Genomic DNA, 12,916 nt, shown 5'->3' with positions numbered 1-12,916 from the left:
GTAGCCGCCCGCCGGTCGCGCGCAGGTTGAGCAGCCTAGGGGATTCTTAAGATATAAGCGGCTATCACTTTGCCGAACCGATTTCGTTCTGCTCGAGACATGATGTCTTGGCTCGACTATCCGGCACCCGTTCCATGACGGACTGGTACCGTTGGGGCCGAGAATGTCTTCGATTTCCGCGCTGAACAACGCCGTCCTGATCCTGCTGCCGCAGCGCCCGACGTCGGCGGCCGTTGGAGACAGGCTTGTCGCGAGCATCAATGGCGCCTCCGCCGGTACCGGCGCGGGCTCGCCGCTGACGCAGGCGCAGGCCAGGATCACCGAGTCCATGTTCAGCGTGAACAACCTCGACGCCACGCAAATGAAGGCTCGGCTGTTCGAGCGCGTCGGCAAGGAATTCGGCATCGATCGGGACGATTACGATTCCCTGTTCTCCTACGGCTCGGCCATCAAGACCGCGCTCGACGACCTGAAGCAGAAATCTCCCTCCAGCATTGCCGAGATCGAAAAGAAGCTGGGGCTGGATGAGCTCGGCATTTCGCTCGATACGCTGGTCAATGCGATCGTCGATCCAAATGGCAGCGACGGCGACAGGCTGGATGCCGCGCTCGAGAAGAAAGCCGGCGACCACGGCAGGGGCGAGGGGAAAGCCGCTTCGCATACCCCGACGCAGCCGGGCGAGATCGGTCTTTACGGCGGCTGAGCGAGACCGGCGATGTCTTCACCTCCCGTGCTGAACAACACCGCTTTGCTGATCCTGCAGCAGCAGCGCCCGCCGGCGACGGCCAGATCGGTCGCGGACAGCCTCGCCGGATCCGGCGCCGGCTCGCCCCCGGTGCAGGCCGGGAATTCTCAATCCATCTTCAGCGTGAGCAACCTCAACGTCACGGCAACGAAAGTCCGGTTGATGGAGCGCGCGGGCAAGGAGTTCGGCATCGACCAGGCCGACTATGAATCCGTGTTTTCCTACGGTTCGGCGGTCAAGAACGCGGTCGAGGCGTTGAAACGGCAATCTCCGTCGGCGATTGCCGAGATCGAAAAGCAGCTCGGCTTGGACCAGCTCGGCATTTCGCTCGATACGCTGGTCAACGCGATCGTCGATCCGACTAGCGGCGATGGCGACAGGCTGGACGCCGCGCTGGAAAAGCACCTGGGCGAGATCGCTAGGGACGAGGCCGCCACGGTCCAGCCGGACGAGATTGGGCTTTACGGCGACTGAGCGGCTCGAGTGATCTCCCCCCTTGAGGGGGAGATGTCGCCGAAGGCGACAGAAGGGGTCGCCTCACGTAGAGCGCGACGCCTTGCTAAGCGAAAAGAGGTTGGCGCCCTGTGCGTGGCGACCCCCTCTGGCCTGCCGGCCATCTCCCCCGCAAGGGGGGAGATTAGCAACTTCGGCGCTTCGCTCTTCCTGCAACGCTGGCGATTGGCGCCTCTCCTTGGCGGTTGACGGCGGACGCGCCGCCGCGCTTTTCAGATGCGGCTATGCCGCCGGGGCCGCTCACCCTTCCGCCTTCATGGTTCGCGCGATCTTCATCAGCTTGTCGCGATCGTGCCCGTGCTCGCGGATCAGCTCGCGCGCCTGCTTCGGCGAGAGGTCGGTATTCTCCGCCAGGAAGCGTACGTCCGGATCCTCGCCGCCCCTGGTCGGCAAGGTGTCCGAAGGCGGTGCATGGGCGGCACCCGGGCGGTGCGGGATTTTGCTGTTCATCTCAGGTCTCCTTTGGTGAACCGCCGCTAGCCCGTCGTCTCCGACTGCCTGCGGCGTGCCGCCTTCTTGCGGCGCAGCACCTCATCGGTTCCGACGATGCTCTTCGAGCCACCGGTGATCGCGGTCGAAACGACCGCCGGCGGATCGCTCGCCGGGAAACTGTCTTCAAGGCCGGACCGCAACTGCTCTTCCAGCGTCTCCGGAATCTCCGAGCGCCCTGCCGTGCGGCGGTCGTCGATCTCTTCCAGGTCGTGCTTGGCATTGGGATGTTCGCGCACATTGCGCAGCGTCGATACGAAGAGCTCGACCGCGAACTCCTTCATCGCCTCGCCATCCGGCGCGGCGACGACGGTTTCCTCGACGAGGCGCAGGAGCGACGTCTCGAGCTTGTCCAACTCCCTAATGCCCTGGCAGCGCGCCAGCCTTTGGGCCAGCGAATGGATCAGCAGCGGAGCGAAGATCGAATAGGCATGCATGCGTACCTTATCGACGCGCTCGGGGGGAAGTGTGTGCACGGACATTGGCGCCTCCGTTGAAACGTCCTGGCGGCGGCGGCGAGCCCACCGCGTGTTTCTGAGGAACCGGGAGGAAGGGAAGAAGTTCCAATCGCTTTCGAGCGTCGGCCCGAACCGCTCCGGCGCTTCATGCGCGGGGGCCACGGTCCGAACGGCCCGTACGACTGAAGTCCGAGCGGCCCGCGCATTGGGCCGGCGGTGGCAACCAAAGCAGATGCTTCGAGTTGGTGGGCGGTCGCCGGTGGAACCCCCCTCTGTCGTCGACATTTTGGGTGCCCGCTATTTCCGCGCAAAAGGCGGGCACCCAATACCGTCGGAACCCAAAAACCATCCGAATAGGAAGCCGCGTTGCCGGTTTCGGAAGCGAGACGACGTTTTGACCTTTATTTCCGCCAAGTCCAAATCGCGAGAAACTGAAAGCCATCCCGCAAACGACAACCATCTCTCCGCTCTGGCCGATATCTCGATCCTCGAATTCATCATTGACGATGGCGACGTCGCCGACATTGCCAGGCGCGCCGAGCGCCTGGGCAATGTCGTGGTGATCGTGATGGCGCTCTGCCTGATCGTCGCGCCGGCGATCTATCTCACCCTGGCCTACGGGTTTTAGCGGCCGGTCGCCCGTTCAGGCACCGCAACTATTTCCCCTGGAAAAAAGCGCGCAGCGCCGCTGCCGTCTCGACGGGGAAGAAATGCCCGCCCGGCATCGCTCCGCCGCTGACGTTGTCGGCCCACTCCTGCCACGGCGCCAGCCCGAACGAGGCCAACCTTTTCCATCGGCATGCGTTGTCTCTCGAGAAGGAGATGACGATGCCGACCAGCACCCGATCGAAAACCGAGACCGCGAAGCCGGTGCGCAGGCAGCGCGGCGTGCAGCGCAAGGTCGATGCCAGCGATCGCCCGATGCAGGCCGGCGCCGGGGTTGTCGAACTCATGAGGAGGATCCCATGCAGAAAATTCTTCTCACAGCGGCCGTCGTCCTGATGTCGGCGCTGCCGGCGGTGGCACAGACGGCCGATCAGCCGATGGACCAGCAGCTCATCCCCGACCTGCAACAACCAGGGGACTGCCAGGCTAAGCCCGACACCAAGGACCCGCAGCTGAAGCAGCTGGCCGACGCGAACAATCTGTCGGAAACGCTGGGCAACTGCGGCGGCGTGCTGAAGCCGCCGCCCACCGGCGACAAGAACACCACCGTTCCGCCGTCCGGCATCAGCCAGATGCCGGTGATCAAGCCCGGCGAGTTGCCACCGCAGACGCCGAAATAGACGCTGCCGGCCGGATTTCGCCGGCAGCGGTTCGACAGGCGAGTTCACCCGGGAAGCCGATTATCCCTTCCGCTTCTCGCCGGACGGCTTTGCGCTTGCAGAGCCTTGCGCTTCGCGCATCAGCCGCAGCGCTTCTTCGGGGGTCAGGCCGCACTTGCGGGCAAAGTAGGCCGCCTCATAGGCTTCCGCGGGAGAGGTCGCCGTGACAACGGTCGGGACGGGTGCGTTCTTCTTCTTGGCCATCGGCTCACCGTGCCATGAATCACTTAGTCAGCTAATGTAGGAACTTTGTTTGACAATGCAAAATCCGACTATTGTGCCACGGCTCGTGCGACCGTTGGAAATCGTTCCGGGGATGATCGGGACATACACGGCCGTTGCCTTGATCCGTATCTGCGCTAACTAAGAACGCGGTGAAATGCGGGGGCAGGAAATCGGTGAAATCAGGGGGCAGGAAAGCAACAGATACCAATGCCGATGCGCGGCTGGCGGCCATCGTCGATTCTTCCTTCGACGCGATCATCGGCAAGGATTTGGACAGCAACATCACCGACTGGAACCACGCGGCCGAACGCATGTTCGGCTACAGTGCCGAGGAGGCCATCGGCCAGTCGATCCTGATGCTGGTGCCCGAGCACCTGCACGATGAGGAGAACGACATCATCGGCCGCATCCGCAGGGGCGAGGGCATTGCGAGCTTCGAGACGCTGCGCAGGCGCAAGGACAGCTCACTGATTGCTGTTTCGGTCACGGTCTCACCGATCAGGAGCCTTTCCGGCGAGATAGTCGGCGCGTCCACGATCTCCCGCGACATCACCGCCGCCAAGGAGAGCGAGCGCCGCATCCGGCTCCTGATGCGCGAGGTCAACCACCGCGTGAAGAACCAGTTCGCGGTGATCCTGTCGATGGTGAGGGAAACCAACAAGCGCTCCGCCAACCCTAGCGAGTTCGAGGACATGATCCGCGCGCGCATCATGGCGCTGTCGCGCTCGCACGATCTTCTGGTCACCTCGGAGTGGGCGGGGGCGAGCCTCTTCGACCTCATCCAGGAACATCTGAAACCGTTCGGCCATGAAGAGCGCATCTCGCTCTCGGGTCCCTTGCTGACGCTGCAGTCGAACGCCGTGCAGAATCTCGGCATGGCCTTCCACGAGCTCGGCACCAACTCGTCAAAATATGGCGCGCTGGCGGGCGAGGGCGGCCGCGTCGAGATCACCTGGACGGTCGAGACCGGTTCGCAGGCGCAGCGCCGGTTTCACCTGGTCTGGCAGGAGACGTCGAATGGCGATGCCGGCAATGGCGAGCCGGATGAGACCGCGCGCAAGGGCTTCGGCACGGTGGTGCTCGAGCGGGTGGCGCCGCAATCGCTCAGCGGCTCCTCCAGCCTCGAACGCTCGCCCGGTGCGTTGAAATGGTCGCTGACGGCGCCGCTCGAGGCCATCGTCATGCCGCAGCTCGGAGTGGACACCGAAAGCGATTTCAGCGTCTGAAGGCCATTTCAGCCCTCGCGGGATTTTCAGCCAGGGAATGGCGCCTAGCCGCCGCCTCCTTGCAGGTCCGTAAAAGAGTATTACATCAATTAATTAAGCGTGCGGTGTTCACGCTTGTACAGTTGCTTCGGTCAAGCTCCATGGAGGTTGTCATGCCAAGCAAACTGATGGAAGGAAGAAAGAGCCAGGACTGGGTCAATCTGGTCCTCGCGATCTGCCTGTTCATCTCACCCTGGGTCATCGGATTCACTGCGGCAATGGTGCCCGCGTGGAACGCCTGGATTGTCGGCGTTGCGCTCGGCGCGCTGGCGCTCGCGACGCTTTCGGTGTTCGCCGAATGGGAAGAATGGGTAAATGTGGTCCTCGGGCTCTGGCTGATCGCGTCGCCTTGGCTGCTGGGATTTGCAGCCGAGAGGAACGTGATGCTCACGCACGTCGTCCTCGGCGTGCTGGTGGTCGCGGCATCGGCCTGGGCCGTCTGGGACTTCCGTCACCCCCACGCGCATGCGTGAGCGGTGATTGAACGGGAGCCCGCCGCGCAAGCGGCGAGCTCCTGGAACTGAGCGAAGACATATCGGGGCATGGGGCTGAACGGCGGTTGCGGTTTCACGCAATTGCTGCAAGCGGACAGCTTTTCGTGCATTCTTGGGAATGGCCTCGATGCTTCACCCCGACACCCCCGCCAAATGCTGCTCCTATTGCGGCGGCCGCGACCATGATTTCGAGGAGTGCCCGAAGCGCAAGGCCGATGCCGAGAAGGAAGAGGCGGCGCAGGAGCCCAAGCCGGCTGCTCGTGTAGAGCCTGGCCTGAACTGACCTCCGAATACCGGCCGCAGCGTTCCTTAGCGCCTCCCTTCTGTTTTGGCCCGTCCTCCGCGACAGCTGCGGGAACCCAGGCATCTCCCTCACAGGCGCGGCGTCGAGCCCTGACTTTTTCTGGGATGGTCGAAGAACGGGCATTGAACCTGTCTATAGTCGGGACGGGGGTACGCGGGTGGCGGATATCGTCTCAGCCAGGATCAGTGCGGAGCCTGCCGGACGGGTGTCGGCGGGGCGCTTACGGTTTTTCGCATTCATGGCGATCGCCGCGTTCATGATCGCCGGTCCGGCCGCGGAGCAGGTCTTCGGGGTGCAAACGGCGCTGCTGCGCTCCTGGACCATGTTCAGCGCGATTGGGCTCAACGTGATCGACGCTTCGTTCGAAATCCGCCAGCCCGACGGCGCGCTTTTCCCGCTCGACCGGTTCGAGATGCTCGGCGCTCCTCGCGACGGCAGGCTGAAGCGGATCGAAAGCCGCGACGAGCTGGCTTCCGTCATCAAGCGCCTCTGCACGGTCGCCGGGCAGGGCGCCGACATCCGTGTCCGGGCGCGGCAGGCCACGCGCGATGGCTGGCAGACCGTCCATACCGATGCCGAAAATGCCTGTGCCGACTGACGCCATCGCTGACTGGCCCGGCTGGCGTCCGATGCGCGCCATGGCGGCACGGTTCGTCGACTGGGCGGTCGGCACGGAGGGCTCGTCGCGTTCGTCCGCGTTGGTCCGTATCGGCCTGGCAATGCTGTTCTGGTCGCGTTGGGCGGGCGAGTTGCTGCTCTATAGGGACCAATCGCCGGTCGGCCTGTTTCTGGCAGTCAACTTCTTCGTCGCCACAATGCTGCTCTTCGTCGGCTATCACAGCCGCTTCGCCGCCGTCTGGACTGGCGCGGTCGGGCTGGCGATGTACTACTATTTCGGCCACCAGCTCGGTCGCGAGCCCTGGACCCACCATCATACCTATTTGCTTGCCATCGCCGCGCTGCTGATCGCGCTCACCCCCTGCGGCCGCTCCTATTCGCTGGACCGCTATCTGGCGGTGACGCGCGCCGAGCGCACGGGCCTTCCGCCGCCGGCGGAGCGCGGCAATCTGTGGGGGCTGCGGCTGATCGTGGTGCAGCTCTCGGTGCTCTATTTCTTCGCCGCCTTCGACAAGACGAACTACGCCTTTCTGAGCGGCGCGCGGATCGAGCAGATATTCCTTTGGTACTACGCGGGTTCTGACTATCCGGCCGGCCTTGCCTGGCTTGCCACGATCGTATCCCTCGCTGTGGTCACGCTCGAATATTGCCTTGCCTTCGGCCTGCCGTTTCGTCGGACAAGGCGCTATCTGGTCCTGCCGGGCCTGGCCTTTCACGCCATCATCTATGTGACGCTGCCGGTCTATACGTTCAGCGCCACCATGGCGTTGCTCTATCTTGCCTATTTCGACGCGGATGCCGTCGACAAGGTCATCGCGCGACTCCACGGGATCGGATTCGCCCAGACTACCAAAGAGGGAATTTCGTGAAGCGCGGTTTGTTCTTTTCGGGCGCCCTCGTCGCCGCGCCGGCAATCGGTTTGGCCCTGTTCTGCGGCGCGGCGAGTGCCGGCAGTGCGAAGGACTATTATCCCAAGCGCGCATGGGGCTCCTTCAACGGCGGCCGGATGAACACCTCGATCCTCGTGTTCCGCGACCTCAACCGGAATGGGGTCTACGACCTCGGCGACCGGCCGATGCCGCATGTGGCGGTCGAACTCGCCAAGCCGAATGGCGACACCGTGATGCAGTGGACCAATTCCGGCGGCTTCGCCAATTTCCGGATGTCGATTACCGCGCGCGATCTCGAGGTTGTCGATCCCGGACATTACTCGTTCCGGGTCGTGCCTCCGCCAGGCTGGTCCATCACCACCGGGAACGCGTCGCAGGAAAGCGATTATGTCGTTTCACCTGGCTCGCCAGGCGACATGATCGCACAGCGTACGACGCACCCGGTCGGCCTTGCGGCGGATCTGACGATCAGCGGCGCGGTCGCCGCCGGGTCGCGCATTTCCCTCACCGGGCCGGACGGGATAACCGCCGCTGCCAAGGTCGAGCCGGATGGACGGTTCAGCGCACCCGCGACGCCAGGCGAATGGCTGGTCGAGGTTTCGGCCTACGGCGCGACGCAGCGGCGCAAAATTGTGGTCGGCGCGGCGCCGGTCGTGCTCTCCGCGTTTTCGGGCAAGGGCGGACCCGCCGAGGAGCCGCTGCCCGAACAGCATGTCGTCGGCTTCGACGACCTGCTGACGACGTCGGGCGTGTTCGAAATTCCATCCGGCTATGGCGGGCTCGACTGGTACAATCTCGTTGCCATGCACCAGCGCTTCACCGACGGTCCGGGCTACGTCAACACGACCATGTCGGGCGAATTCATCGCCTACAACAGCTCGGGACACCCTGCGCAGGCGTTCAGCGACAAGCCGTTCGATTTCGCGGGCGCCTATTTCGGCGCCGGCTGGAACGACGCGGAGGGCGAGACGCTTGTTCTCAAAGCCTGGCGGGGCGACCAGCCTGCGTATGAGGATCAGCTTGTGCTGTCGGCGAGCGGTCCGGTCTACTTCGCGGCCGACTACATGCGCATCACGCGGCTCGAGATCCGGACACAGCATTACTGGCAGGCCGCGATCGACGATTTCGCTTACCGCACCGGTCCGTAGCGCAGCCCACGCAGCAGGCCTTGGAGCGCGTCAGCTGAATTCGCTTCGGCGCGACGCGCTTAAGGTCAAGCCGCGTCAGCAAGACGATCTCGGGGAGGTTCCGCAGGAGCTGGGGCCGCCGTCCGAATGGCCGCCGGTGGTGTCGTGATGGCTCGGGCCGGCGCCATTGCCGCCGGAGCTGCCGTTCCCGCCTGAGCCTCCGTTCCCGCCGTCCCCGCCGTTGCCACCGGAGCCACCGTTCCCACCGGAGCCACCGTTCCCGCCATTTCCACCGGCACCGCCGTTGCCGCCATTGCCTCCGTTGCCGCCGCCGTTCCCGCCATTTCCACCGGCGCCGCCGTTGCCGCCGTTTCCACCGGCGCCACCATTGCCACCGTTGCCGCCAGCGTCGCCGCCATTGCCGCCGTTGCCGCCAGCGTCGCCGCCATTGCCCCCATTGCCGCCGTTCCCGCCGGCACCGCCGTTGCCGCCGTTCCCACCGGCACCGCCGTTGCCGCCGTTCCCACCGGCACCGCCATTACCGCCGTTTCCACCGGCGCCACCATTGCCGCCGTTGCCGCCAGCGTCGCCGCCATTTCCGCCGGCGCCACCATTGCCGCCATTGCCACCGTTGCCGCCGGCATCGCCACCATTGCCGCCGTTTCCACCATTGCCGCCGTTTCCACCGGCGCCGCCGTTCCCTCCGTTGCCGCCGCCTGCGGCCTGGACCAGAAGAACGCGCTTGCCCTTTTGCATTTGGGCTATGGGATCTATCGACCGGTCGAACCCGTCTCGCCGCTCCGGCAAGACCGACGCCGCGCGAGTTGCGGTGGCCGTCGGCACCAGCATGGTCGACGCGAGCAGCGCCGCCGCCAGAATACTGCCGAGCTGTGGCAGGGAACGGCGCGCGATAGTGGCATTCGCCATCAATGCGAAAAACCGCAGGTGTCCTGCCGACCCGGCAGGCTCCGCACTGATCCTGGTTGAGACGATATCTGCCACCCGCGTACCCCCGTCGCGAATATAACCCGTTTGACGCCCGTTCTTCGACCGTCCCAGAAAAAGTCAGGGCCCCGCGCCTGTGCGGCCGGCCTCCACGGTTAGATCGGGGGGAGATCGGGCCTCCTGCTGCTCCGCCAACGCCTAACATCGTTTGGGGTGTGCGCCTCATCCCCTCAACGCATGCGCCGCCGCCTCGGCAAACGAGATCTCGCCCTTGATCTCGCGCATCGCCATCGAGGTGACGGTGCGGCGCACGCCGGGCAGCCGGCTGAGCTCCTCGCGCAGCATCCTGTCCAGCGCCCGCATATCGACGGTGACGATCTGCAGCAGATAGTCGGCCTCGCCGGTCGTGGCGTAGCAGCGGCGGATCAGCGGGTGCTTCTTCACCGCCGCCTCGAAAGCGTCCGAAACCTCGAAGTCGATCGACACCTGGATGAAGGCCTCGATGCCGAAGCCGATCGCGGCAGGATCGATGCGAGTAGAATAGCCGCGGATGACGCCGGCGTCCTCCAGCGCCTTGACCCGTTTCCAGCACGGCGTCTTGCTCAGGCCCACCTCTTCGGCGAGCTCGCCGAAGGAGGTGCGCGCGTCGCGTTCGAGGGCGGCAACAATTCTGCGGTCAACGCCATCCAACATTTTCTGTTCTCCAAAATTCCTGGAAGGATGATAGTTTGTGCTCCAGTTTCGGCAAATTGGATAACAGAAAGGAACAATGTTCAAGCCGGAAGCGCTATCCTTAGCCAGATCGAACCATGCCCGTGCGAGGAGATGAGCCATGGACAAATCGGATTATCATGCCCGCATCGAGGCGCCCGAGATGCGCGACTATGGCGTTTACCTGAAGGTCGACCAGTTGCTTGCCTGCCAGAAGCCGCTCGCCGAGATGGTCAATGCCGACGAGCTGCAGTTCCAGATCGTGCATCAGGTCGAGGAGCTGTGGATGAAGCTCATCGCCTACACGCTGGTCGACGTGCTCGACTATCTGGAGAGAGAGGACACCCACCGCGTCGTCACCCTGGTGGGCCGGGTGCACCGGCTGGTGCGCATGATGACGGCGCAGCTCGACCTCTTGGAGACCATGTCGCCCAAGGAGTACCAGCAGATCCGCCTCGAGCTCGGCAACGGCAGCGGCCAGGAATCGCCTGGCTTCAAGTTTTTGCTGCGCCTGCCGCCGGACCTCTGGCGGGCCTTCAAGCACGCCTATCTCGACGGCCGCGGGCTGACAGTCGAGGACATCTACGATGCCCACTACGACCATGGCGACGCCTATGTCGTGGCCGAGGCGCTGATCGAGTTCGACGAGCTGTTCCAGAAATTCCGCGCCAACCACCTCTATCTCATCCATCGCTCGATCGGGCTCGGCGCGAAGTCGCTGAAGGGCCGGCCGGTGGAGATCCTCGAAGGCGGCGCCCGCCACCGCTTCTTCCCCGAGCTCTGGGACATACGCTGCGACATGACCGACCGCTGGGGCGCCGCCTACGGCACCGTGCGGGATTCGATCAGCCATCCGCCGCAGGCGAAGGCGGGGTAGGGGCAGGGTTAAACGCCAGGCAACCGCAAGGTCGAGTTCCTTCGCGCCCCCCTCTGGCCTGCCGGCCATCTCCCCCACTTGGGGGGAGATCAGATGTCACGCGACCTTTCGCCAATCTCCAACGTCGCAGGAAAAGCGCCTACGCCGGAACTGCCAATCTCCCCCCTTGTGGGGGAGATGTCCGGCAGGACAGAGGGGGGCGCTGTCCCGCCAGCATATGGTCCTTGTAAACTATTTTAGCGACCCTGTCGGAACCATCGCCCTTCGTCCGTCCTTGGAGCACATCAACCGCTTCAACCCGGAGGGACAAACGTGGAAACGCAATCGACCTGGCAGACCGCCGCCATTCTCATCGCTCGCCTGATCTTCGCTGCCGTCTTCGCGATGGCCGTGACCTTCAAGTTCATGGATATGGGCGCGACCGCCGGTTACATCGCCGCGGCCGGTTTCCCGTTCCCGCTGTTCCTCGCCTGGTGCGCGGCGGTTCTCGAAGCGTTGCTGGTCATCGCCTTCCTCACCGGCGCCTTGTTCACGCCGGCGGCGCTGATCGCCGCCCTCTATGTCATCTTCCTCGGCTTCTCATTCCACGGCCCCTCGCATTGGGCCGGCAACCAGGCCGAGTTCGGCTTCTTCGTCGACCATTTCACTTTCCTCGCCGGCCTGTTCTTCGCCGCCGTGCACGGACCGGGCAACGTGCTTGCCGTCCGGCCGGGCTGGCCGGACAAGGCGTGAGCTTTTCCTTCTCCCCGATCACGGGGAGAAGGGCGGATAAGGGGCAGTGCCGGGATCACGAGGTAAGACACCCCTCCCAACACGCCTCACATCTGATCGTTGTACGGCTCCTTCATCTGGCCGACCATGCGCGCCAGCTTGGAGAAGGACGGCATGTCCACCTCGGGCTGGCACTGGTTGGCGAGCTCGAGCAGCCGGATCGGGAAGTTGACGGCGTCGCGGCTCGACGCCGACATGCCCTCGGACCGGTCTTCCCCGGTCTCGACGGCCTCGGCCTTGCGCAGCGCGATGTCGATCTCCTCGACCGTCAGCACGCCCTTGCGCACCAGCACATGGTTGATTGCCGCGACGGCCATCAGCAGGCCCTCGAGTTGCAGATTGGCGACGTTCATGGCGCTTCCTCCCATCGACTAGATTTGAAAAACGCGCGAGCGGCGTTTCCGATCCGGGGAGCCGCTATTGCAGCCTTTCCAGCCTGAGGGCCGCTTGCGTGGCAAGGGCTTTGTCGATCAGCCACTCATCCGAGGGCGCGGTCCAACCGCGGGCCGACGACAGCCGTTGATGGATGCGATCACTGAGCAGCCATCGCCTAACCAGGTGAATCGTCGGTGTATCGACATAACTCCAATAGGCGCGCTCGATCGGGTCGGCCTCGAACAAGCAACTCCTCATTAGGAACGCTAGTTGCAGCGTTGCATTCATTGACGGCGCTGCAAGCCATGCATCGAGCATTGCCGACAAATGGAGATCGAGGATGGCGATGCCGCAAAGCCAGTCCTCTGCATCATCCCTGTCGTCGGGATGCCCCTCGATGGCTTGCGACAAGGCCCCGGCAAACAACGCTCGGATCGCTCCACGTTCGGAGGCCGGCCAATCCAGCCACTGGGCCATCTTCAGGCGGTCGGCAATAATCGGCGGATCGGTGCCCGTCCAAAGCGACTCGCGGACAGCCTGTTCCAGGATGCGCGGCAGGAAATGCTTGTAGTCAGCGACATCGCCGACCGTTGTCATTGCCCAACCGGCGTAAGGCCCAATCTGCTCTCCTGTCAGTTCGCGCAGCGGCGCCGAGGTCAGCGTCTCCAGGATCGCCACCGGATCGCGGAGCGGCGAGGCATGGAGGCTACGCGGCGGCGGGTAGGGCGCAAACGCATCGTAGCAATCGTCGATCAGGCGCTGGAGTTCCGGCTGCATGGCGGCC

20 protein-coding genes are annotated in these 12,916 nt (G+C 64.2%); 12 read left to right on the top strand and 8 right to left on the bottom strand.

Translation table 11 applies throughout. From position 1 onward, the window contains the following. Window positions 1-163: 163 nt before the first annotated feature. Both AC4FWB_RS24110 and AC4FWB_RS24105 read left to right on the top strand, forming a co-directional pair. Window positions 164-703 (top strand): hypothetical protein, encoded by a 540-nt coding sequence (locus AC4FWB_RS24110; RefSeq protein WP_491028732.1) that lies wholly within the window; start codon window positions 164-166, stop codon window positions 701-703. Window positions 704-715: 12 nt separating this feature from the next. Further along, on the top strand, window positions 716-1,219 hold the full coding sequence (locus AC4FWB_RS24105; protein WP_491028731.1) for a hypothetical protein: 504 nt from the start codon (window positions 716-718) through the stop codon (window positions 1,217-1,219). A 279-nt stretch (window positions 1,220-1,498) separates the two neighbouring features. Here AC4FWB_RS24105 and AC4FWB_RS24100 read toward each other — a convergent pair whose 3' ends face one another. Then, complete coding sequence (locus AC4FWB_RS24100) at window positions 1,499-1,708, bottom strand: hypothetical protein (protein ID WP_491028730.1); 210 nt, start codon at window positions 1,706-1,708, stop codon at window positions 1,499-1,501. Window positions 1,709-1,734: 26 nt separating this feature from the next. Further along, the gene (locus AC4FWB_RS24095) at window positions 1,735-2,229 is read right to left on the bottom strand and encodes a hypothetical protein (RefSeq protein ID WP_491028729.1); all 495 of its coding nucleotides are present in this window, start codon (window positions 2,227-2,229) and stop codon (window positions 1,735-1,737) included. A 370-nt stretch (window positions 2,230-2,599) separates the two neighbouring features. Between AC4FWB_RS24095 and AC4FWB_RS24090 the strand changes: the two genes are divergently transcribed. Beyond that, window positions 2,600-2,833, top strand: a complete 234-nt coding sequence (locus tag AC4FWB_RS24090; RefSeq protein ID WP_491028728.1) for a hypothetical protein — start codon at window positions 2,600-2,602, stop codon at window positions 2,831-2,833. 28 nt (window positions 2,834-2,861) lie between these two features. On the opposite strand, the gene AC4FWB_RS24085 is transcribed toward AC4FWB_RS24090, so the two are convergent. Next, a complete protein-coding gene (locus AC4FWB_RS24085) occupies window positions 2,862-3,158 on the bottom strand; it encodes a hypothetical protein (RefSeq protein ID WP_491028727.1) in 297 nt (98 codons plus the stop codon). A gap of 12 nt (window positions 3,159-3,170) precedes the next feature. Between AC4FWB_RS24085 and AC4FWB_RS24080 the strand changes: the two genes are divergently transcribed. Beyond that, window positions 3,171-3,491, top strand: coding sequence for a hypothetical protein (locus tag AC4FWB_RS24080; RefSeq protein WP_491028726.1), 321 nt, complete (start codon window positions 3,171-3,173; stop codon window positions 3,489-3,491). Window positions 3,492-3,551: 60 nt separating this feature from the next. Here the strand turns inward: AC4FWB_RS24080 and AC4FWB_RS24075 are convergent, their stop codons facing one another. Beyond that, complete coding sequence (locus AC4FWB_RS24075) at window positions 3,552-3,734, bottom strand: hypothetical protein (RefSeq protein ID WP_491028725.1); 183 nt, start codon at window positions 3,732-3,734, stop codon at window positions 3,552-3,554. A 194-nt stretch (window positions 3,735-3,928) separates the two neighbouring features. On the opposite strand from AC4FWB_RS24075, the gene AC4FWB_RS24070 reads away from it, so the two are divergent. The 6 genes from AC4FWB_RS24070 to AC4FWB_RS24045 all read left to right on the top strand — a co-directional run bounded on the left by AC4FWB_RS24070 (window position 3,929) and on the right by AC4FWB_RS24045 (window position 8,474). Then, window positions 3,929-4,981, top strand: a complete 1,053-nt coding sequence (locus AC4FWB_RS24070; RefSeq protein ID WP_491028724.1) for a sensor histidine kinase — start codon at window positions 3,929-3,931, stop codon at window positions 4,979-4,981. Window positions 4,982-5,133: 152 nt separating this feature from the next. After that, the gene (locus tag AC4FWB_RS24065) at window positions 5,134-5,493 is read left to right on the top strand and encodes an SPW repeat protein (RefSeq protein ID WP_491028723.1); all 360 of its coding nucleotides are present in this window, start codon (window positions 5,134-5,136) and stop codon (window positions 5,491-5,493) included. Window positions 5,494-5,641: 148 nt separating this feature from the next. Then, entirely contained in the window at window positions 5,642-5,797 is a 156-nt protein-coding gene (locus AC4FWB_RS24060; protein ID WP_491028722.1) for a hypothetical protein, read from the top strand. A gap of 178 nt (window positions 5,798-5,975) precedes the next feature. After that, on the top strand, window positions 5,976-6,416 hold the full coding sequence (locus tag AC4FWB_RS24055; protein ID WP_491028721.1) for a hypothetical protein: 441 nt from the start codon (window positions 5,976-5,978) through the stop codon (window positions 6,414-6,416). Continuing rightward, a complete protein-coding gene (locus tag AC4FWB_RS24050; protein ID WP_491028720.1) occupies window positions 6,400-7,305 on the top strand; it encodes an HTTM domain-containing protein in 906 nt (301 codons plus the stop codon). Before AC4FWB_RS24055 ends, AC4FWB_RS24050 begins: the two co-directional genes overlap by 17 nt. Continuing rightward, the gene (locus AC4FWB_RS24045) at window positions 7,302-8,474 is read left to right on the top strand and encodes an SdrD B-like domain-containing protein (protein ID WP_491028719.1); all 1,173 of its coding nucleotides are present in this window, start codon (window positions 7,302-7,304) and stop codon (window positions 8,472-8,474) included. The genes AC4FWB_RS24050 and AC4FWB_RS24045 overlap by 4 nt, the downstream gene beginning before the upstream one ends. A gap of 65 nt (window positions 8,475-8,539) precedes the next feature. On the opposite strand, the gene AC4FWB_RS24040 is transcribed toward AC4FWB_RS24045, so the two are convergent. Together AC4FWB_RS24040 and AC4FWB_RS24035 are read right to left on the bottom strand one after the other, a co-directional pair. Beyond that, the gene (locus AC4FWB_RS24040; protein ID WP_491028718.1) at window positions 8,540-9,139 is read right to left on the bottom strand and encodes a hypothetical protein; all 600 of its coding nucleotides are present in this window, start codon (window positions 9,137-9,139) and stop codon (window positions 8,540-8,542) included. Between the two features lie 481 nt (window positions 9,140-9,620). After that, the gene (locus tag AC4FWB_RS24035) at window positions 9,621-10,091 is read right to left on the bottom strand and encodes an Lrp/AsnC family transcriptional regulator (RefSeq protein ID WP_491028717.1); all 471 of its coding nucleotides are present in this window, start codon (window positions 10,089-10,091) and stop codon (window positions 9,621-9,623) included. A 139-nt stretch (window positions 10,092-10,230) separates the two neighbouring features. On the opposite strand from AC4FWB_RS24035, the gene AC4FWB_RS24030 reads away from it, so the two are divergent. Next, the gene (locus AC4FWB_RS24030; protein WP_491028716.1) at window positions 10,231-10,986 is read left to right on the top strand and encodes a tryptophan 2,3-dioxygenase family protein; all 756 of its coding nucleotides are present in this window, start codon (window positions 10,231-10,233) and stop codon (window positions 10,984-10,986) included. Between the two features lie 312 nt (window positions 10,987-11,298). Beyond that, a complete protein-coding gene (locus AC4FWB_RS24025) occupies window positions 11,299-11,718 on the top strand; it encodes a DoxX family protein (RefSeq protein WP_491028715.1) in 420 nt (139 codons plus the stop codon). A gap of 86 nt (window positions 11,719-11,804) precedes the next feature. Here AC4FWB_RS24025 and AC4FWB_RS24020 read toward each other — a convergent pair whose 3' ends face one another. Together AC4FWB_RS24020 and AC4FWB_RS24015 are read right to left on the bottom strand one after the other, a co-directional pair. Further along, a complete protein-coding gene (locus AC4FWB_RS24020) occupies window positions 11,805-12,110 on the bottom strand; it encodes a hypothetical protein (RefSeq protein ID WP_126100728.1) in 306 nt (101 codons plus the stop codon). 64 nt (window positions 12,111-12,174) lie between these two features. After that, window positions 12,175-12,909, bottom strand: a complete 735-nt coding sequence (locus tag AC4FWB_RS24015) for a hypothetical protein (protein ID WP_491028714.1) — start codon at window positions 12,907-12,909, stop codon at window positions 12,175-12,177. Window positions 12,910-12,916: the final 7 nt, after the last annotated feature.

Source organism: Mesorhizobium sp. LEGMi-168a (assembly GCF_058312955.1).
Note: the sequence above shows the minus strand (reverse complement) of the source record. Positions and strands in the feature narration are given on the sequence as shown.

Coding starts and splice junctions, on each gene's coding strand:
- AC4FWB_RS24110 (WP_491028732.1), top strand. CDS start 164: ATGTCTTCGATTTCCGCGCTGAACAACGCCGTCCTGATCCTGCTGCCG.
- AC4FWB_RS24105 (WP_491028731.1), top strand. CDS start 716: ATGTCTTCACCTCCCGTGCTGAACAACACCGCTTTGCTGATCCTGCAG.
- AC4FWB_RS24100 (WP_491028730.1), bottom strand. CDS start 1,708: ATGAACAGCAAAATCCCGCACCGCCCGGGTGCCGCCCATGCACCGCCT.
- AC4FWB_RS24095 (WP_491028729.1), bottom strand. CDS start 2,229: ATGTCCGTGCACACACTTCCCCCCGAGCGCGTCGATAAGGTACGCATG.
- AC4FWB_RS24085 (WP_491028727.1), bottom strand. CDS start 3,158: ATGAGTTCGACAACCCCGGCGCCGGCCTGCATCGGGCGATCGCTGGCA.
- AC4FWB_RS24080 (WP_491028726.1), top strand. CDS start 3,171: ATGCAGAAAATTCTTCTCACAGCGGCCGTCGTCCTGATGTCGGCGCTG.
- AC4FWB_RS24075 (WP_491028725.1), bottom strand. CDS start 3,734: ATGGCCAAGAAGAAGAACGCACCCGTCCCGACCGTTGTCACGGCGACC.
- AC4FWB_RS24065 (WP_491028723.1), top strand. CDS start 5,134: ATGCCAAGCAAACTGATGGAAGGAAGAAAGAGCCAGGACTGGGTCAAT.
- AC4FWB_RS24060 (WP_491028722.1), top strand. CDS start 5,642: ATGCTTCACCCCGACACCCCCGCCAAATGCTGCTCCTATTGCGGCGGC.
- AC4FWB_RS24050 (WP_491028720.1), top strand. CDS start 6,400: ATGCCTGTGCCGACTGACGCCATCGCTGACTGGCCCGGCTGGCGTCCG.
- AC4FWB_RS24035 (WP_491028717.1), bottom strand. CDS start 10,091: ATGTTGGATGGCGTTGACCGCAGAATTGTTGCCGCCCTCGAACGCGAC.
- AC4FWB_RS24030 (WP_491028716.1), top strand. CDS start 10,231: ATGGACAAATCGGATTATCATGCCCGCATCGAGGCGCCCGAGATGCGC.
- AC4FWB_RS24020 (WP_126100728.1), bottom strand. CDS start 12,110: ATGAACGTCGCCAATCTGCAACTCGAGGGCCTGCTGATGGCCGTCGCG.
- AC4FWB_RS24015 (WP_491028714.1), bottom strand. CDS start 12,909: ATGCAGCCGGAACTCCAGCGCCTGATCGACGATTGCTACGATGCGTTT.